Genomic DNA, 18625 nt, shown 5'->3' with positions numbered 1-18625 from the left:
CGTTACGCACAGTGATAGTCGCCGGACTGATGGTGGTGGTGGCAGGTTGTCAGAGTACGGGCAGTAGCAGCAGCGGTGGTGTGGACCCACGTCTTGCCAATAACCAGGACGTTGAGTTCTTTAACAAATCAGGTTGGCAGGCTTGCGCCGGTGGCGCGGCGTTAGGTGCGCTAGCGTGCGCGGTGAGTAATTCCAGCAACAAAGCCGTTTGTATGGCAGCGGCGGCGATTGCCGGCTGTGGCGTGGGGATGGGGGCTAACGCCTATCTCGATAACCAGCGTAAAAAATATGCCTCGCAAGAGCTGCAGTTAGACGCGGCGATTAAAGACGTAGAAAGCGAAAATGCCCGCATTCAAAACGCGACTAACGTTGCGAAATCGGTAATCGCGAATGACAAGCAGAAGCTGGCCAAAATTGAAAAAGATATTGCCGCCAACACGGTGAAAAAAGATGAGGTTCAGAAACAAATCAAAGGGGTGGACGCCAATATCGCTTATTTGCGAAACACCATCACTGATATGAAAAAACATGAAAAACAGTGGCAGGACGTTTCTGCAAGCATGAATAAATCCGGCAGCGACACCGGCAATCTTGACAGTAAAATTGCCTTAATGCGTGACAAGATCGGCTCCCTGCAAGGTGAACTGGACAGTCTGTATTCCCAGCGTACCGCACTGAAAGTGAGTTAAGGAGAGAAGAATGCGTTATGTAATGCTGGCCATAGTTGCCCTGCTGTTGAGCGGTTGCGCGACAAATGCACGCGACTGCGATCCGACCACAGGTGATGTCAATATCATCACCAAGTTCAACTGCAACTATTCCGGTACCTGGGATAAGCGCGTAGATAATAAAAAAAATACCCTGGCGCATGAGCAAATGTTGAATGCGGAATTCAAAGCGGTTAATGAAGCCATTGAGAAAGAGAAAGCGCAGAGCAACGCCAGCGTTGCCAGCAAACGTCAGTCTCAACAGGCGCTACAAAACTCGCTGAACAAACTGGTCGCACAGCTTAAAACCAAAACGGCCGGACGCGCAGAGGCGCAGAACCAGGTCGCCGCTCTCGAAAAAAGCATCAAAGAGGCGCAAAACCGACCAAGTGATTCTGAAATGCAAAAACAAATGGAGCTGCAAAAATTGCAGGGTCAGTTAGCTGACCTGCAGGCCACCCTGGCCACACAGTAACGTACCAGGCCTGCCGGGTACGCACCCGGCAGGCACTCTCTGTTCAGGACCCGACCATGAAAAAAAAACCGATTGCCCTAAGCTTACTGGCCGCTGGAATGTTCGTGAACCAGGCGGTTGCGGCCCCACCCGATCCCGAACTGCTTTTCAACTGTGATTTTTCCAATGGCAAAGGGGTTGTCTTGCGCCTTAATAACGACGTGCCTGCCTACTACTACGGCTCGATTGATAAAGTCGAAATGACCCTTCCTAAAGTTGAAGGGGACAAAACGCAGGTTCGCGTCGGACAAGTGGCTTTCTCAGGTGGTGGCGCGTTCTACTACCGTTTTATCAATGGCGTATACAGCTATGTGGTTTACAGCGGGATCGGCAAGGGCTGGGAGTTTACCGGCCTGAAGGTCTATAAGAACGCCAAACTGCTGATGAAAAAAGAGTGTACTAACGGTGGGTTTCTGACACGGAGCTATCAGGGGCAGAACCTGGTGCAGGAATCAGATACAGGGGACGACGGCACCTACGGATACCCAGACTTATGACAGGTGACATGGCACCCCCACTGAAAGCAGGTGCGATGCTGGCCTGTCTGTTATTTATGACGCCCGCCAGCGCACTGGAAATTTGGCACTCGAACACCGTCTGGGCAAACCAGGGGATGTGCAGTGCCACCTTTACGCTGGACAGCGGTATGGACGTCATCGGCCCGCTGGAGATTGGCGTAGAGCTGGTGAATGCGCAGGGCGTGGTCATCGCGACTGATACGCTGAATGTCGATCGGTTTGGCGAATCGGAAGCAACTCGTTATCAGCAAGCTTTACTGGAAGGCGAGGCAGAGTGCGACGATGAACTTACGGTACGTTTCACCTCTTTGACGCTGGTTTCTGATCAACAGAAAAAAACGTTGCCGCTGAGCGAGCTACAGATCCGTGATTTCAAACCCTTTAAGATGATCAACTCGCAAGCGGGCAAGCAGGGTTAATGCCGCTCAGCTCAACCTGATGGGTAATGACCTTACCCATTATCTCTCATCACCGGCGATCACCGCCCGCACCCATCCTCGAAACCTGACCTTTTCTGCAACTGTTCTGGCTGAGCCAAACCCCCTGAATACGACGACGTTCGTAGCCCCGTCTTACCCCCGTTCCACCACCCTCATAATCACCGCCATCAACTCCTCCACCGCCGCATCCGCATCCAGTTCCCCAGTTTTCGCCGCATAGCTCAGCCCCTCGGCGGCACCGAAAATCGCCCATAAACCGGCATCGGGCAGAGTCTTATCAGGCGAGAAGGGCAGCAGAAGGTCGCGGCACAGGTGCACGAAATCCCGCGCGTATTCCAGCTTAAACACTTCCATCTCGGGCGATGCGCTCAGCGCGGCCAGCACCTCGGGGATCTCAATGCCCTGGGTCAGCACACAGTTGATGTACGCCCGGGCGATGGCGCTGGCTTTGTCGGGCAACGTCGGGCCGCTGCGGGAAATCGATTGGTTGAAAATCTGCGCCTGGCGCGCTTCAAAGTCCCGGTACAGCGCAATAAACAGCCCGGTGCGGGAGCCGAAATGGTTATACACCAGCGGCTTGGTCACGCCGGCAAACTCCGCCAGCCTGCCGGGGGTCAGGGACTCGGTGCCCTCCTGGCCAATAAGTTTCCAGGCTGCTTCCAGTAATTGCTGAAAACGGTCTTCTTTGCTCATGCGCTTTTGCGTCATCGTCGGGCCTCCTGTTGACAACAGCCTCGTCCATCGCTAAGTTACTATTGGTAAGTTACTAAAGGTAACTTCAGCTTTAAGAGTAAAAGAGTTCCCCGGCAGAAGCAATGAGGAAAACCTATGCAAACTCTGATCGTCACTTCTCACCCGTCTCTCACCTCGCTCACTCGCAACGTGGCGAACCATATTGCCGACGGCATCACCAGCGCCGACCGCGCGCACCGCGTGGAGATTGCCGACTTAGATCAGGAGAACTTCGCGCCAGCGTATCAGGACGTGGATTATCAGGCGTTCAACGGCCAGCGTACGGTGCCTGACGACGTGCGCCGGGAGCAGCAGCGCATCGACGCCGCCGACAATCTGGTGCTGGTGTTCCCGATTTACTGGTGGTCGATGCCCGGCATGATGAAGGGCTGGATCGATCGCGTCTTTGCCAATGGCTGGGCCTACGAAGAGACGCCCGACGGCAAACCGCTTAAAAAACTCGGTCGGCTGAACGTCTGGCTGGTGGGGCTGGGTGCGGCCACGGAGGACGTCTACCAGCGGCACAACTATTTTGAGGCGATGAAAACGCAGCTGGAGCACGGCATTTTTGGCTACTGCGGCGCGCAGTTCAGGGCGGCGGAATGGATGTTGCCTTCGCAGTTGCCGCGTCCGGAGGATTATCTGAACGCCGCCCGCGAACTGGGGCAGCGTATCGGCAGTGGCGCACGCTAAACGGCAGCCCCCGTCCTGGAACGGGGGCGTCAGCTTACTTTTTGCCGTTCGGTTTTAACTGCTCGCCCGGTTTGAGTTTGAACAGCTCATCGTCGCGGGTGGAGTAGCGCACCGTGCCGTCTGCCAGCAGATAAGCACCCTCGGTGAAGCCTGCGCCGTTAAGGAAAGGGGCCACCGCGTCAAGTTGATTACGCAGGGCGGCTTCCAGCGCCAGTAATGCGTAAGGGGCGATATTGTCGATGCTGGCGAACTCGGCCTGCGGGTCGTCAACGAAGAAGCCGTTCAGACGACGCGTATTCAGGATGTTGGTCGCCACGCGGTCTGCCAGCGTCAGATAGGCTTTATTGCCGGTGGATTGCCACAGATCGATCAGCGCGAAAATGGCGTACGGCTCGTTATTGTCGGTGTTGAGGTTAAGCTTACTGTCCGTGCCGCCCGGCGCGCCGATGTCCCCCAGTCCCTGACCCTGCGCAATGCCGCGCGCCACTATCCACATCGCCGGATCCGGCTCCAGCGTCCAGGCTCTGGCATAAGACAGCAGGAACTCGTTACCCGCCGGGTATGGCTTCAGGACGGTGCCTTTTTTGCCGTAGTAGCCGTCACGTTTTAGCTCGTAGCCCGACAGATCGGTACCGTTCGCCAGCATCGGGCGGAAAGTGTTGGTCTGCGCGTCATAGGCATAAGTGGCGAAGGCTTTCAGGCCGTCGAGCGTCCATTTTTTGATGTCATCGCCATCCTTACCGAGGGATTTTGCCAGCGCCAGCTGCATCAGCGCGTTCTCGGAATAGAGCGTGCTGGTGCGGCCTTTGAGCATCATATTGCCTTCCAGCGCATCGGCACCCAGTTCCGGGCCAAACTGACGCTGGGCGCGGTCGCCGTATTTTGAGTTGGTATCCGTGTCGTCAGTGGTTTCCGCGCGTTTGAGTGGCTGCGTAAATTGATAAACGCCAAGGCCGGTCTTTTTATCGCGCGGTAAGACGTACTGTTCCGCCAGCCGCTTCGCCCAGCGCAGCGCGCCTTCATCATGATCGTATTGATAGAGCAGCGAAGCGGAGTAGATCAGGTCGTTTCCGGCATTCAGGAAGCTCAGCCCTTTGGTGGCGAAAAACGGCGGCTGCTGTTCGAAATCGCTCTGCCACAGTTTGCCCATCGCTTTGCCGTATTCCCCGTGGCGACTGGTTTCCAGCGTTTTCCAGTCGTTAACGTGCGCATTCCAGAACGCTTTGATAAAACGCGTGGTGGCGGGTTTATCCACGGCAAACATTAAATCGTAATAGGGGTAAGCATTTTTCAGCTCGTGGACCATCTCTTTTTCGCTCGGACCTTCCGGCTGGAGCGTCTTTAGATCCACAAAACGGTGGCCGCCCCACAGCAGCAGGCCGCTGGCGTCCTGGTAATGATCAAAGTAGTAGCGCACGTTGTCTTCGGCGCGCTGTTTATATTTCGCGTCACCGGTGAGATTGCTCAGGCCGACCAGCACGCGCATCAGGTTTTGTTGGGCGGAGAAGTTCGACAGCACGGCTTTTTTGCCATCCGGGAAGATCCACTCCATCTGTCTGCCGGTGCGCGGATCCACGCCGTTCGCCAGCAGCGGCACGTTGTGCCCGTAGTGGTCGCCCGCTTTATCCAGTACCGTGTCAGCGAACTGTTTTACGCTGTTCAGGCGCTCGCTCTCCTGCGCCATGGCATGAAAAGAGAGCAGACTCAGACAACCTATCGCCAGTGCTAATCCTGATATTTTCATTATTTGCCTCTCAGTCAAAATAAGGGCTTTAAATAAAACCCTTATTTATTTTTATGATGCTGCCCGGATGTCATCAGAAGGAATATTTCACGCCGACGCGATAACGGGTTTGTCTTTCATCGGTGACTTTGCTGCCGGAAACATTACCAATCGCCATATAGGGGGACCAGTTTTTATCCCATTTATAGGTCAGCTTAAAATCGTGCGTCCAGTCGTAGCTCTCGTTATCAGCCAGCACCACGCCGGCGGAATTCGCTTTTTTGTAGTCCAGCTCGTAATCCAGTTGATAGTCTTTGGAAATTTTCCATGACAGCACGCTGGTCAGGTTATAGCCGTTCTCTGAGGTGTTTTTCTGCGTGCCAATATTATTGGAATTACGCTTGTAGTACGGGCGATAGCGGAGGTTAATGCTGACGTCGTCGCTCAGATTCGCTTTACCGCGCAGATACGGGCGGTAGTTATTCGATGACGAGCTGGTATCCAGCGAGAAGCCCGGCTCAATCTGGAAGGTCTTGTCAATTTTATAGACGTAGCTGGCGACCACTTCGGTGCCATTGCTGACCGTTTCGTCATAGGCTTTGTCTTTATCCTGCGAGCCTTTCCATTTCCCTTCCAGCGATAAGCCAAATCCGTTGGCAAAACGGTGCGACATCAGTAAGCGATCTTTATGATTATTCCCGCCGCTGTCGTTCATTTCGTGACGGTAATCAAAGGTTACGGCGTGGGCTGCAATACTCATGAAAGGTACAGTAAATAATAATAATGAGCGCAACATAGGATCCCCTATTTTAGTAGTCCAAAGGTATAAGATGCTCTCTGCCTGACGGCAGATAGAGGGTTTTGTATTTTTGTGGAATAGACTTTTGCACAAAATGAAATGGTGTTTTGAGACTAGGATCAGACTATTAAGAATAAGCTGAAATTAATTAAAATGGCATTTATAAAGATAATCCTAATAAAAATTAATCATTAGTATCAATAAGATAATCGATAAATGCTCAATTTTCATTGCCACGATATTGCCTGTTTTTTAGATAAGTGACGTTTGACAATAAATTTATTCCTGGATAATAAATAACCCGTAGATAAAACGACAAAGCATAAACGTCGAAATAGTCAGCCTGCGTGACTTTAAGACGCAATATGCGATCGTGATACAACCTAAACAAAGACTAAACAAGCAGGAACATCAGGCTGATGACCTGCACAAAACGCATAAAAACCTTCTGCTGAGAAGGTTAATAAAAAAAGACTACCTCTGGAGATCTGATATGCCTGTCTACGGAAAGGATCGCTTCTACATTTATGGAATAGAGAAAATACTCAAACAGCTGTACCGGGAACGGGGTGGGGGGAGCCGGGCAACGCCGTCCTGCATCTATGTCACCTCCGGCATGGATATTGTGGAAATCTACTCCCTGTATTTCTCTCACCCGCCGGTTCACCACGCGATCTTTATTACCGCCGAGCGTCATTTCGACGCGTTAAACCGCCTGTTCCCCGGACTGATAAAACTGAGCCTGTCAGAAAACCTCGGCGTGGAGGAGCTGCGGCAGGCGCTGAGCATCATGACCCTGCTTGCGGAGCAAAATCAGGGCGCGGGCTACCGTGTCGATCCCTTTAAATTCACCGCCGCCGAGCAGCAGATCATGCGGCTGTTGCTGCGCGGCCATTCGCTGGAGGAGATCGCCACGATCCGCGGCGTCAGCCCGACCACCGTCAGCGTGCAGCGCAATGGCCTGATGAAGCGCACCGGCACCAAAAGCCTGCTTGAGCTGTGTTCGCTCTACAGCGCCATGCGCGTCGGGCAGCGCCACGCCAACACTTGACCCATGACAAGGCGGCCAGGCCTGCGCGCTCTTTATAATCAGGGCCGTTTATCTTCTCGCAGGCAGGATCGTATGGCGTACCAACTCAATCTAAACTGGCCGGAATTTCTTGAAAAATACTGGCAGAAACAACCCGTTGTACTGAAAAACGCGTTGCCGAATTTTGTCGATCCGATCACCCCGGATGAACTGGCGGGCCTGGCGATGGAGCCGGAGGTGGATAGCCGCCTCGTCAGCCACAAGAATGGTCAGTGGCAGGCCAGCAACGGGCCGTTCGAGGATTTCGACGGGCTGGGCGAAACCGGCTGGTCGCTGCTGGCGCAGGCGGTGAACCACTGGCATGCGCCCTCGGCTGAACTGGTACGTCCGTTCCGCGTGCTGCCGGACTGGCGGCTGGACGATCTGATGATCTCCTTCTCCGTGCCGGGCGGCGGCGTGGGGCCGCACATCGATCAGTATGATGTGTTTATCATTCAGGGTATGGGCAGCCGTCGCTGGCGTGTGGGCGATAAGCTGCCGATGCGTCAGTTCTGCCCGCATCCGGCGCTGCTGCATGTCGATCCTTTCGAACCGATTATTGATGAAGATCTGGCGCCGGGGGACATCCTCTATATTCCGCCGGGCTTCCCGCACGATGGTTTCACCCATGAAACTGCGCTCAACTATTCGGTGGGTTTCCGTGGGCCGAACGGCCGCGATCTGATCAGCAGCTTCGCCGATTACGCGCTGGAAAACGATCTGGGGGGCGAGCATTACAGCGATCCGGATCTGACCTGTCGCGAGCATCCGGGGCGGGTAGAAGAGTACGAGCTGGCGCGCCTGCGCGAGATGATGATCGACATGATCAACCAGCCAGAAGATTTCCGGAACTGGTTTGGCCGCTTTGCCACCACGCCGCGCCATGAGCTGGACATCGCCCCTGCCGAGCCGCCGTACGCGGAAGACGAGATCCTCGACGCCCTCCAGGGTGGCGAAGTCCTCTCCCGCCTGAGCGGGCTGCGGGTGCTGAACATCAGCGGTCGCTTCTTCGTGAACAGCGAGCCGCTGGACACCGTAGATCCCGTCGCTGCCGATGCGCTGTGCCGCTATACGCTTGTCGGGCAAAACGAACTGGGCGATGCGCTGAACAACCCGGCGTTTATCGCCGAGCTGACCGCGCTGGTGAATCAGGGCTACTGGTACTTCGACGAATAATCCCGCCACGCCCGGCGGCGCATGCTTGCCGGGCCTACCGAGACACCTTCCCCTGTAGGTCGGGTAAGCGCAGCGCCACCCGACAAAACGTCATACTCTTTTGGCATGCGCCACCCTATTATTGAGCCAGGTCATTCTCTTATAAGGAACATGTAGTGAAACTTCCCCACACCCTGGCGGCGCTGACGCTGCTTGCCGCTCCGGTTATCGCGCAGGAAAACGGCGTCTCATTCAGCCACAAAGACTGGGAAATGGTCTGTGACAACACGCTCACCTGCCGCGCGGCAGGTTACAGCAGCGAAGAGACGGAAGAAGGCACGGGCGGATCGGTGCTGCTGACCCGCAAGGCCGGGCCGAACAGCGCCGTAACCGGTGAGGTGGTGCTGGCGGATACCGAGTCTGACGATAACGCCACATCGGGCACGCTGATGCTGTGGATCAACGATCAGCCCGCAGGCGCGCTGAAGGCGGGTGAGGACGATCGCTGGTCGCTCACGACGGCGCAAACGCAGGCGGTGATCAAGGCCGTCAAAGGCAGCGGAAAAGTGGAAGTGAAAGAGGGACGCACGCCTTTTGTGCTCTCCGGTAACGGTGCCACCGCAGTGCTGCTGAAAATGGATGATGTACAAGGGCGCATTGGCACGCCGGGCGCGTTGATCAAAAAGGGCGATAAACCTGAGACGAGCGTTAAGGCCGCCGTACCCGCGCCGGTGATCCAGGCGGTGAAAGTGGTGCCGGGCGAAACGCGCACGCTGAGCAAGGCCAACGCCGATGCGCTGAAACCGCAACTGCTTGCCACGCTGAACAAAGACGCCCAGTGCGATCGCCTGCAACCCGCGGAAGGCGATGCGCAGGAAGGGGATGGTGATATTACCGTCACGCCGCTGGATGACCGTCACGTGCTGGCTTCCACCCTCTGCTGGCGCGGGGCGTACAACGAAGGTTATGGCTATTGGGTGATCGCGAATACCCCGGATGCGAAGCCCGTGCTGGTGACCGATTCGGCAACGGATCACAGCGACGGCGTGATCGCCATGGGCCAGAAAGGGCGCGGTCTCGGCGACTGCTGGGCCACGGCCAGCTGGGTATGGGACGGCACGGCTTTCCGCCTGAGCCATGAATCCACCACCGGCATGTGTCGCTATCTGCGCCTCGGTGGAACCTGGGATCTGCCCACCTGGGTGGCAGACGTGAAGCCTGCGGCTAAATAATCCGCGTCACTCTTCCATCGCAATCTGCACCGCCTCGCCGAGCTGTTTGAGGGCCAGGCGGTGATGCTCGTTGGGGGGCAGGGCGCAGTTGATGCGCAGGCAGTTGCGGTATTTGCCGGAGGCAGAAAACAGCGAGCCGGGGGCGATCTGGATCTTCAGGCGGCGCAGCTGTTTTGCCACGCATACCATGTCCACCCGTTCAGGAAGTTCGACCCACAGCAAGAAGCCGCCTTTCGGGCGCGTCACGCAGATCTCAGCAGGAAAATACTGGCGCACCCAGCAGGTAAAGGTGTCCATATTATTCCGGTAGAGCTGCCGCATACGGCGCAGGTGGCGATGGTAATGCCCGTCGCGGATAAACGCGCTCATCGCCATCTGCGTGGTGGGAGCCGTGGTGGCGCTGGCGGCGTATTTCATGTGCAGCACGCGATCGTGATAACGTCCCGGCGCGATCCAGCCAACGCGCAGGCCAGGCGCAATGGTTTTGGTGAAGGAGCTACACAGCAGCACGCGGCCATCAATATCAAACGATTTCAGCGTGCGCGGACGCGGGTAATCAAACGCCAGCTCGCCGTAAACATCGTCCTCAAAAATCACAATATCGTGGCGCTGCGCCAGGGTGATCATCGCCCGTTTTCGCGCGTCAGGCATGACAAAGCCCAGCGGGTTATTGCAGTTCGGCACCAGAATGACGCCTTTGATCGGCCACTGTTCGAACGCCAGCTCCAGCGCTTCCACGCTGATACCGGTGTCAGGATCGGTCGGGATTTCGAGGGCTTTGATGCCCAGCCCGCGCAGCATCTGCATGGTGCCGTGAAACGACGGTGATTCCACCGCCACAATATCCCCGGCTTTGCAGACCGCCAGCAGGGCGGTGGCCAGCGCGCTGTGACAGCCGCTGGTGATGATGATCTCGTCGGCGCTCAGCACCGCGCTATTGTCCAGCATCAGGCGGGCGATCTGTTCGCGCAGTTCGTGTCGCCCTGACAGCTCGTCGTAGCTGAACGCATCGAGCATCTGGTGCAGCACCACGCGGCTCATCTCGCGCCACAGCGGTTTCAGGGTGGCCTGAGCGATGTCCGGCGAGCCGCCGCCAAAGGAGGTGATGGTGGGATCGCAGCGCGCATCCAGCAGCGTCAACACTTCGTCCCACTGGGTGACTTCAACCGGACGCTGTACCGGACGCGACATCGCCGGCACCGGCGGCTGCACTTTGCGATGGGCGACGAAATAGCCCGAGCGCGGCTGCGGCAGGATCAGCTGCAAATTCTCCAGCACCCGGTAGGCTTCCTGGACGGTGCTGATACTGACGCCGTGCTCGTGGCTCAGACTGCGCACGGAAGGCAGTTTTTCACCGCTGCGATACAGCCCCTGCTCGATACGGTCGGCCAGCAGATTGGCCAGATGTTGGTAACGCGTCATGCTGTATCCTTTGTCACATCCATACAGATCCGAGGACCAGTACAGAGCAGCGGCAAAAATGCCATTCAGCTGCTGTTTTAGCGGATCTGTATGGTTAAGAAAAGCGTTTTTTGCATCTGTATTGCAGCCCGCTATTTCCCGCATGATAAGGCTCTGTTCCGACGAGGAGAGCAATTATGGAATTCTTTGAAAACCGGCCAAAACGGCCTTTTATCGGCTTTGTGCTGATCTGGCGGGCGTTTAAACAGTGGCGTCGACAGGCGCAGACGCGGAAACTGTTTAGTCGTATGAGTGATGCGCAACTGCGGGATGTGGGACTTAAACGTGATGATGTCTGTTAAAAGCAGCCCGGAGGCGAAAGCCGACCGGGCTTTTTTGTGCGTTAATGTGATCGCGATCACTTTTTCGCATTCCATGCTCTCTTGTTGCCGCTTTCTTGATCCTGCCCCTGATAACCATTAGCTTAGCCGGCTGCCCGTCGATAACGAAACCACGAAGACATAATAATTATGATGACGCCTGAACAAAAATTTGCCCGCTGGGTAAGGGTGAGTATTGCCTCTTTCCTGCTGATGTTTGTCTATTTTATTGTCGCGGATATCTGGATCCCATTGACGCCGGATGCCACCGTGATGCGCGTGGTGACGCCAGTTTCCTCCCGCGTGTCGGGCTATGTCGCAAAGGTGCATGTACACAATAACAGCCCGGTCAAGAAGGGCGATCTGCTGTTTGAACTGGATCCGACGGCATTCATCAATAAAGTGGAAGCGGCGGAAATTGCGCTGCAACAGGCGCGTCTGACCAATCAACAGCTCGATGCGAAAATTGCCGCCACTCAGGCGAGCCTGAAAACCGCCACGCTCACCGCGCAAAACGATAAGGTCACTTATGACCGTTACCAGCGGTTAAGCGCGATGCAAAATGTCTCACAGCAGGATCTGGATAAAGTGCGTACCGCCTGGCAGAGCAGCGAACAGTCGGTGAATGCGCTGCGGGCAAACCTCAGCGAGCTGGTTATCGAGCGCGGCGAGAAAGACGACAGCCGCAACGTGACGCTGCAAAAATACCGCAACGCGCTGGCGCAGGCCCAGCTGGATCTGGCGTGGACTAAAGTGCGCGCCGAAGCCGACGGCATGGTGAGTAACCTGCAATTAAGCCCCGGCTGGAATGCCGCGGCCGGATCGGCGGCGCTGGCGCTGGTCAGCGAGCAGACGGATATTATCGCCGATTTCCGGGAAAAGAGCCTGCGCCATACCCATCCCGGTGCCGATGCGGCAGTGGTATTTGATGCGCTGCCAGGCCAGGTGTTTCACGCGCACGTCACCAGCCGTGACGCCGGGGTACTGGCGGGGCAGGAAGCGGTGAACGGCGAGCTGTCGGCACCGGAATCCTCTAACCGCTGGGTGCGTGATGCCCAGCGTATGCGCATTCACGTCGCGCTGGATGAACCGCTGGATCAGCGGCTGCCGACCGGCGCGCGCGCTACCGTGCAGCTGTATAACAGCGAAGGTCCGTTCGCCCGTTTCTTCTCCGGGCTGCAAATCCATTTAGTCAGCCTGTTGCATTATGTCTATTAACAACACGCTGACCCGCGTTTTTACGCCGCACGACAATATCGTGTTCACCGCCAACGATCTGCGTCAGACCATGCGCATCGCGGTGGCGGGGGTGATCGCGCTCAGCATCTCAAGTTTTTACAACACCCAGTACGGCGTCTTTTATGTGATCTATCCGCTGATGCTGATGTCGCTGGTGCCGGTCTTTAACCGCCACGTCGCGAAACAGTTCATGTTAAGTGCGGCGGTCAACTGCGTCGAAATGGTGCTTATCATAGGCTATCTGTCGCAATGGCCGGTGATCATGACGCTGGTGGTATTTGGGCTGTACGTGATCCGTTTTCGCTTAATGAGCCAGGGGCCGCTGTTCCTGTTTGGGTCGATGGGCGTGGTGTGCCAGAGCGTGATGCTCAACTTTATGAGCTATCCCACTAACGACTGGCATGTGCTGCTGTTCTCCAATATGGAAGCCAGCGTGATGGCGGTGTGCCTGAGCGCGGTGCTGCACTATATGATCCCGGATGTTGAACCGCGTATGCGCCCGCCGCTGATCGAGAAAAACGCCGCCCGCGTGCGCCACGAGTCGCTGCTGTCCGGCACGGTGGCCACCCTGATTTTTGTTGTCTTCCAGGTGTGTAATCTGAGCGATTCGCTGTCGGCGCTGATGGCGGGCGTGTTATCCCTGTTTCCAATGCATTACCGTGGCGCGGTGCTGAGTTCGCTGTGGCGCATTGTTGGCGTGGTACTGGGCTGTCTGTATGTGATGGTGGTGCAGCTGGTGCTCTACGATCACAGCAGTCATATGCTGCTGATGATGCCGCTGATTGGCCTCGGCCTCGCCTTCGGCGCACGGCTGCACACCATGGAAAAAGTCGGCGCGGGCGTGGGCTTTGCCAGCGTCACCACCCTCGGCATTATGTTCGGGCAGAACATGCACCCGGATCAGGATCTGGTGTTCAGCGACGTTTACCGTATTGCTTCCGTGACCGTTTCGCTGTTGATCACCCTGACGATGGTCTTTCTGGTGCACCGGATCCTCAATCGCTTTGCCGCGACCCGCTACGTGATGGATCCGCCGCAGGCCTGAAGGTGACAAGATGCGTTACAAGGTGAAAGAGAGGCGCGAAAACAGCGCCGGAAGCTGAGAAAGCAGGAATAAGATCAGCCCGATCGTGCCGCCGACCAGCGTGCCGTTGACGCGGATAAACTGCAAATCCTTGCCGATGTTCAGCTCAATTTGCTGCGACATGTCTTTCGCGTCCCAGCTTTTCACCGTGTCGCTGATATGCCCGGTCAGGAAGCGGGCAAACTCCGGCGCGATGCTGCGCGCGGCCTGTTCCAGATGCTGATTAAGCGAGGCGCGCAAGGCGCTGTCACTGACCAGCGTTTCGCCAAACCACAGCCCGGCTTCGGTAATGCGCTGTTTGACGCGGGAGTCTTCGCTTTGCATATCCGCTTTCAGCCAGCCGCGCAGATCGCCCCACAGCTCGCCAAGATAGCGGTTAAACGCTTCATCCTCTTTCAGATACCGTTTGGTGCTCTCCGCTTTCGCTGCCATCTCCGGATCGGTTTTCAGCCGTTCGATCAGCCGCACCGTGGCGCGATCAAAGGCCAGGCGGATCTGGTGCGCCTGATCGGCGCTGATGTCGGCCAGCAGGGAGTTTACCGCGCTGGTCACCAGTTCGGCGCTGTGCTCGCCAAGCCACTCCGTGGGCAGCAGTCGCGCTTTGTTCGGGTGTTCGGCCTTCAGCCAGCGCACCACCTGCGCGGCGATAAAGGCGCGTGTACTTTCGCGCCCTAACAGCGTCACCAGTTGCGCAATCAGCGCATCCAGCAGAGCCTGATGGCGGTTATTTTTGGTCAGACTTTCCAGCACCAGCGCAGAGGTGCCGCTCAGATCGACCTTATCGATAGCCTTATGCACCGCGCGTTTGAGCAGCAGCTGGATACGTGAGTCGTCCGTGAGATCGAGAAAACCGCTCATCACCTGCAACATATTCTGACCAATACGCGCGGCATTTTCCGGTTTGCTGAACCAGTTGCCGATAATCAGCGCCGGTTCGTACCGGCGGATCAGGTCGATCAGCGACTGGGTATCGAGGAATTTTTCCTGCACGAAGACCCCAAGATTTTCGCCGATCCGGTCTTTATTGCGCGGGATGATCGCCGTATGGCGGGAAATAAACGGCAGTGGCACGCGGCGAAACAGCGCGACCACCGCAAACCAGTCTGCCAGCGCGCCGACCATCGCCGCTTCGGCAATCGCTTTTACGCCGCTGACCCAGATGGAGGGTGGCAGAAAGAGTGTCGTCACAAAGGTCGCCGCCGCAATCAGCAGTAACGACAGCGCCAGACGCTTGGCGCGTTTAAGTTCAGCGAGTTTATCCATGGTTTAAGCATATCCTCTGCCCGGAATTTGTCGTTTTTTAAAACATTTTGAAACTAAGAACCCTCTGGTTATACCCAACTTTACCCCTGATGCCAGCGTTAGCGTCTACCATTATTAACCCGAACAGCATTTTTTACTGCCCATCAGGAGGTATTTGATATGGCGTACCAGACAATTAATCCTTTTACCAACGAGCTTGTAAAAGAGTATCCGCCCCACAGCGATGCCGACGTCGAACGCGCGCTGCAAAAAGCCGATGCGCTTTACCACTCCGACTGGGCGAAAGGGGATATTGCTCAGCGGCTGCCGATCCTGCACCGCCTGGCCGATCTTATGGAAGAGCAGCAGGAAGCGCTGGCAAAAATTGCTACCGAAGACATGGGTAAGCTGATTGAACAAAGCCGCGGCGAAGTGGCGTTGTGCGCGAAAATCGCCCGTTACTATGCCGATAACGCGAAAGCGTTTCTCGCCCCGGTAAAATATGACTCCGATCTGGGCGACGCCTGGGTTGAGCACCATCCGATTGGCGTACTGCTGGCCGTGGAGCCGTGGAACTTCCCCTATTATCAGCTGATGCGCGTACTGGCACCGAACCTCGCCGCCGGTAACCCGGTGGTGGTAAAACATGCGAGCATTGTGCCGCACTGTGCCGAAGCCTTTGCGCATCTGGTGCGCGAAGCGGGCGCGCCGGAAGGGGCCTACACCAACCTGTTTATCACCTCCGAACAGGTATCGAACATTATTGCCGATGACCGTGTGCAGGGCGTGGCGCTGACCGGTTCGGAAAAAGCCGGTGGCATCGTGGCTGCGCAGGCGGCGAAGAAACTGAAAAAATCGACGCTGGAGCTGGGCGGTAACGACGTGTTCGTGGTGCTCGACGACGCCGATATTGAAAAAGCGGTGAAAGTAGGCGTGACCGCGCGTTTACAGAACGCCGGACAGGTCTGTACCGCCGCGAAACGCTTTATCATCCATGAAGCGGTGGCTGATAAATTCCTCGAAAAATATACCGAGGCGTTCCGTCAGGTGAAAATGGGCGATCCGCTGGATGAAAGCACCACCCTTGGCCCGCTCTCTTCCAAAGATGCTGTTGAAACCCTGACCAAACAGGTGGACGAGGCGGTGAAAAACGGCGCGACGCTGCACTATGGCGGTAAGCCGGTGGATCACAAAGGTAACTTCTTTGAGCCGACCATTCTGACCCATATCACTCGTGATAACCCGGCGTACTTCGAAGAGTTCTTCGGCCCGGTGGCGCAGGTATACGTGGTGAAAAACGATGATGAAGTGGTGAAGCTGGCGAACGACTCCCACTATGGTCTGGGCGGCGCGATCTTCAGCCAGAACATCGAGCGTGCAAAAGGCCTCGCCTCGCGTATCGAAACCGGTATGGTCTACATCAACTCGCTGACCGATACCGCGCCTGAGCTGCCGTTCGGCGGCGTGAAGCGCTCCGGCTTTGGCCGCGAGCTATCGGATCTGGGGATCAAAGAATTTGTGAACCAGAAGCTGGTGGTAGTGAGTAAGTAATTGCTGATTAGCATTATGGTCCTCTCGCAGGGGAGGGCCAGCCTTGTTCCGTTCTAAGCCCCTTCCCCCCTGATTCGAACGCCACAGTAGCGATGTGCTAAAACTGTGAAATAATACCAGTATCAACAGTGATACGGGAAAGAGCGATGTCGACTGAACTGCTGGGACTTACCTGGGACGCGAGTGTGATCCCGGAGGTTAAAAACGTGGGTTCCCGCGTGGCGTTATTTACCTTTAAAACCCATATGGCAGGTTTTGTTTGGGACGCGGCACAGCTGGAAAATAACCCCTATACCTATGTTGAAGTTAAAACCCTGCTGGATGGTGTTACCGTCGGCGGCCATAAAGTGAGTGATACCGAGCAGGTGTTAAACCTTGCTGACAGCAGCAAAAAGCTGATTGAGCTGGTGCAGTCCGGGCGGTTTGATCTTGATAAAAAAACCTTCACGCTGTTGCACAGCATTATTGCCCGTAACGAAGCGCTGGAGTGGGGCGTTTTCCGCGGGGAAGGGGATGAGGTGTATTATCAGGCCCGCGTTCACCTGGGGGAACTGGGCACGCATTTCCCACCCGCAACGGAAGCCGGTGCTCCGGAACTTAACCGGATATTTTCAGAAGGTGTTCGCCAGATCAAAACTTTGCCGCCATTTGAAGGCGCGCTGGCCATGTTCCTTTTTGGCGCTTATTTCCAGTTTTTCTTCGACGGCAATAAACGCACCAGTCGTTATATGATGAATGGCTGGCTGATGCTGCACGGCTTCAACCCTATCAGCATCCCGGCTGCACGTGCGCTCGACTTTAACGCCAGAATGGTGCGTTTTTATCACAGTAAAGATGCCACCGAGATGATGGAATTTCTGGTGGCGTGTTATCAGGAGTAACGTTATGCCGGATGGCGGCTGTGCCTTATCCGGCCTACAACACAATTATTTCTTCAGGGCGGCAAACGCTGCTCTGATCTCGTCTTCCGGCAACTGAACGCCGATAAACACCAGCTGGCTGTGCGGTGGCTCGTCGCCCCACGGGCGGTCCCAGTCGGCGCTGTACAGGCGCTGCACGCCCTGGAACAGCAGGCGATTCGGCTCGCCGTCTATCCATAACATGCCTTTGTAGCGCAGCAGCTTTTCCGCGAAGCTCAGCAGCAGGTTTTCCATCACCCGTGACACCTCGCTGATGTCCACCGGGTAATCCATCTCCACCACAATCGACGCAATATCGTTCTGCTTATCGCTCATAAAGTGGAAGCGCGGCTTTGCCGGAACGATGGTTTCTTCCAGCATAAATCCGCTGGTGTTAAACAGCAGCGCCAGATCGGTTTCACCGTGGATCACGGTGTAGACCGGCGCGCGGGCGTTGATGCGGGCCAGCCGTTCACGCAGCGCTTCGGCTTCGCCAGCAATATCGGTTTTGGTGAGCAAAATGCGGTCGGCGTAACCTACCTGCGACTGGGCAAGGGTGAACTGGTTCATCTGTTCGTCGGCATGTACCGCATCGACCAGCGCAATGACACCGTCCAGCAGGTAGCGCTGGCAAATAATTTCATGGTTGAAGAAGGTCTGAATAATCGGGCCGGGATCGGCCATGCCGGTGCATTCGATCACCAGCCGATCAAACTCAATATCGCCTTTGTCGAGGCTGTCGAGCAGATCCAGCAGCGCATCCTGTAGCTCGTTCGAGCGGCTACAGCAGATACAGCCATTGGTCAGGGTTTTAATCTGCGTCGCGCGGTCGCCGATCAACTGCGTATCGACGGAGACTTCCCCGAACTCATTTTCGATAACGGCAATTTTGTAACCGTGCTGTTCATTGAGGATATGGCGCAGCAGGGTGGTTTTTCCTGCGCCAAGAAAACCGGTGAGGAGCGTGACGGCAATCGGGGTCATGAGGTTTCCTTCTTAACAGCAGCTGCTTCCGCCGCTGCCATAGCGTGCTTCCTGACGTTCGCGGAAGAACTCGTTATAGGTCATCCAGGGCTTGTCCGGATGATTGGTTTTCATGTGCTCGACGTAATTGTCGTAATCAGGAATACCAATCAGCATTCTCGCGGCCTGGCCGAGATACTTTTTTGCTTCGCCTAAGTTACCAAACATTTTTGTATTCCGATAAGTAAAAGCCCGGCGGCGCTACGCGTGCCGGACCTGAAGTG

20 protein-coding genes are annotated in these 18625 nt (G+C 56.0%); 13 read left to right on the top strand and 7 right to left on the bottom strand.

Annotation, left to right across the window (positions count from 1 at the left end):
• Positions 1-29: 29 nt before the first annotated feature.
• From KW828_RS18865 to KW828_RS18850, 4 genes are read left to right on the top strand one after another with little or no spacing between them, the layout of a single operon-like run.
• On the top strand, positions 30-689 hold the full coding sequence (locus KW828_RS18865) for a hypothetical protein (protein WP_242495131.1): 660 nt from the start codon (positions 30-32) through the stop codon (positions 687-689).
• A 10-nt stretch (positions 690-699) separates the two neighbouring features.
• On the top strand, positions 700-1182 hold the full coding sequence (locus KW828_RS18860) for a hypothetical protein (RefSeq protein WP_129361711.1): 483 nt from the start codon (positions 700-702) through the stop codon (positions 1180-1182).
• A gap of 56 nt (positions 1183-1238) precedes the next feature.
• A complete protein-coding gene (locus tag KW828_RS18855; RefSeq protein ID WP_218337802.1) occupies positions 1239-1718 on the top strand; it encodes a hypothetical protein in 480 nt (159 codons plus the stop codon).
• Between the two features lie 8 nt (positions 1719-1726).
• Positions 1727-2158 (top strand): IrmA family protein, encoded by a 432-nt coding sequence (locus KW828_RS18850; RefSeq protein ID WP_218337801.1) that lies wholly within the window; start codon positions 1727-1729, stop codon positions 2156-2158.
• A 153-nt stretch (positions 2159-2311) separates the two neighbouring features.
• On the opposite strand, the gene KW828_RS18845 is transcribed toward KW828_RS18850, so the two are convergent.
• Positions 2312-2887 carry a TetR/AcrR family transcriptional regulator gene (locus KW828_RS18845; protein ID WP_218337800.1) on the bottom strand — a complete coding sequence of 192 codons (576 nt, stop codon included), beginning with the start codon at positions 2885-2887 and terminating at the stop codon, positions 2312-2314.
• Positions 2888-3007: 120 nt separating this feature from the next.
• On the opposite strand from KW828_RS18845, the gene KW828_RS18840 reads away from it, so the two are divergent.
• Positions 3008-3604: an NAD(P)H-dependent oxidoreductase gene (locus KW828_RS18840; RefSeq protein WP_218337799.1), complete on the top strand. Its 597-nt coding sequence runs from the start codon at positions 3008-3010 to the stop codon at positions 3602-3604.
• A gap of 34 nt (positions 3605-3638) precedes the next feature.
• Here the strand turns inward: KW828_RS18840 and KW828_RS18835 are convergent, their stop codons facing one another.
• Together KW828_RS18835 and KW828_RS18830 are read right to left on the bottom strand one after the other, a co-directional pair.
• Positions 3639-5348, bottom strand: coding sequence for a pectate lyase (locus tag KW828_RS18835; protein WP_218337798.1), 1710 nt, complete (start codon positions 5346-5348; stop codon positions 3639-3641).
• Positions 5349-5421: 73 nt separating this feature from the next.
• Entirely contained in the window at positions 5422-6123 is a 702-nt protein-coding gene (locus KW828_RS18830) for an oligogalacturonate-specific porin KdgM family protein (RefSeq protein WP_218337797.1), read from the bottom strand.
• A 496-nt stretch (positions 6124-6619) separates the two neighbouring features.
• On the opposite strand from KW828_RS18830, the gene KW828_RS18825 reads away from it, so the two are divergent.
• The 3 genes from KW828_RS18825 (at position 6620) to KW828_RS18815 (ending at position 9582) form a co-directional block, all read left to right on the top strand.
• Positions 6620-7177, top strand: coding sequence for a helix-turn-helix transcriptional regulator (locus KW828_RS18825; RefSeq protein ID WP_218337796.1), 558 nt, complete (start codon positions 6620-6622; stop codon positions 7175-7177).
• 72 nt (positions 7178-7249) lie between these two features.
• Complete coding sequence (locus KW828_RS18820) at positions 7250-8371, top strand: cupin domain-containing protein (RefSeq protein WP_218337795.1); 1122 nt, start codon at positions 7250-7252, stop codon at positions 8369-8371.
• Positions 8372-8526: 155 nt separating this feature from the next.
• On the top strand, positions 8527-9582 hold the full coding sequence (locus KW828_RS18815; protein WP_371316138.1) for a DUF1176 domain-containing protein: 1056 nt from the start codon (positions 8527-8529) through the stop codon (positions 9580-9582).
• 6 nt (positions 9583-9588) lie between these two features.
• Here the strand turns inward: KW828_RS18815 and KW828_RS18810 are convergent, their stop codons facing one another.
• Complete coding sequence (locus KW828_RS18810; protein WP_218337794.1) at positions 9589-11004, bottom strand: PLP-dependent aminotransferase family protein; 1416 nt, start codon at positions 11002-11004, stop codon at positions 9589-9591.
• Positions 11005-11180: 176 nt separating this feature from the next.
• Here KW828_RS18810 and KW828_RS18805 point away from each other — a divergent pair, with 176 nt between their 5' ends.
• From KW828_RS18805 to KW828_RS18795, 3 genes are all read left to right on the top strand, one after another.
• The gene (locus tag KW828_RS18805) at positions 11181-11345 is read left to right on the top strand and encodes a DUF1127 domain-containing protein (RefSeq protein ID WP_088220661.1); all 165 of its coding nucleotides are present in this window, start codon (positions 11181-11183) and stop codon (positions 11343-11345) included.
• 168 nt (positions 11346-11513) lie between these two features.
• On the top strand, positions 11514-12581 hold the full coding sequence (locus KW828_RS18800) for an HlyD family secretion protein (protein ID WP_218337793.1): 1068 nt from the start codon (positions 11514-11516) through the stop codon (positions 12579-12581).
• Positions 12571-13647, top strand: a complete 1077-nt coding sequence (locus KW828_RS18795; protein WP_218337792.1) for a DUF2955 domain-containing protein — start codon at positions 12571-12573, stop codon at positions 13645-13647. Before KW828_RS18800 ends, KW828_RS18795 begins: the two co-directional genes overlap by 11 nt.
• 15 nt (positions 13648-13662) lie before the next feature.
• Here the strand turns inward: KW828_RS18795 and KW828_RS18790 are convergent, their stop codons facing one another.
• A complete protein-coding gene (locus tag KW828_RS18790) occupies positions 13663-14949 on the bottom strand; it encodes a DUF445 domain-containing protein (protein WP_218337791.1) in 1287 nt (428 codons plus the stop codon).
• A gap of 159 nt (positions 14950-15108) precedes the next feature.
• Between KW828_RS18790 and KW828_RS18785 the strand changes: the two genes are divergently transcribed.
• Both KW828_RS18785 and KW828_RS18780 read left to right on the top strand, forming a co-directional pair.
• Positions 15109-16479 (top strand): NAD-dependent succinate-semialdehyde dehydrogenase, encoded by a 1371-nt coding sequence (locus tag KW828_RS18785; RefSeq protein WP_218337790.1) that lies wholly within the window; start codon positions 15109-15111, stop codon positions 16477-16479.
• Between the two features lie 146 nt (positions 16480-16625).
• The gene (locus tag KW828_RS18780) at positions 16626-17360 is read left to right on the top strand and encodes a Fic family protein (protein ID WP_218337789.1); all 735 of its coding nucleotides are present in this window, start codon (positions 16626-16628) and stop codon (positions 17358-17360) included.
• 45 nt (positions 17361-17405) lie between these two features.
• Here KW828_RS18780 and yjiA read toward each other — a convergent pair whose 3' ends face one another.
• Together yjiA and KW828_RS18770 are read right to left on the bottom strand one after the other, a co-directional pair.
• Positions 17406-18362, bottom strand: a complete 957-nt coding sequence (gene yjiA, locus KW828_RS18775; protein ID WP_218337788.1) for a GTPase — start codon at positions 18360-18362, stop codon at positions 17406-17408.
• 12 nt (positions 18363-18374) lie between these two features.
• Positions 18375-18569: a YbdD/YjiX family protein gene (locus KW828_RS18770; RefSeq protein ID WP_088220669.1), complete on the bottom strand. Its 195-nt coding sequence runs from the start codon at positions 18567-18569 to the stop codon at positions 18375-18377.
• Positions 18570-18625 lie beyond the last annotated feature (56 nt).

The sequence above is a fragment of the Enterobacter sp. ENT03 genome, assembly GCF_019218745.1.
Taxonomy (GTDB): domain Bacteria; phylum Pseudomonadota; class Gammaproteobacteria; order Enterobacterales; family Enterobacteriaceae; genus Enterobacter_D.
Note: the sequence above shows the minus strand (reverse complement) of the source record. Positions and strands in the feature narration are given on the sequence as shown.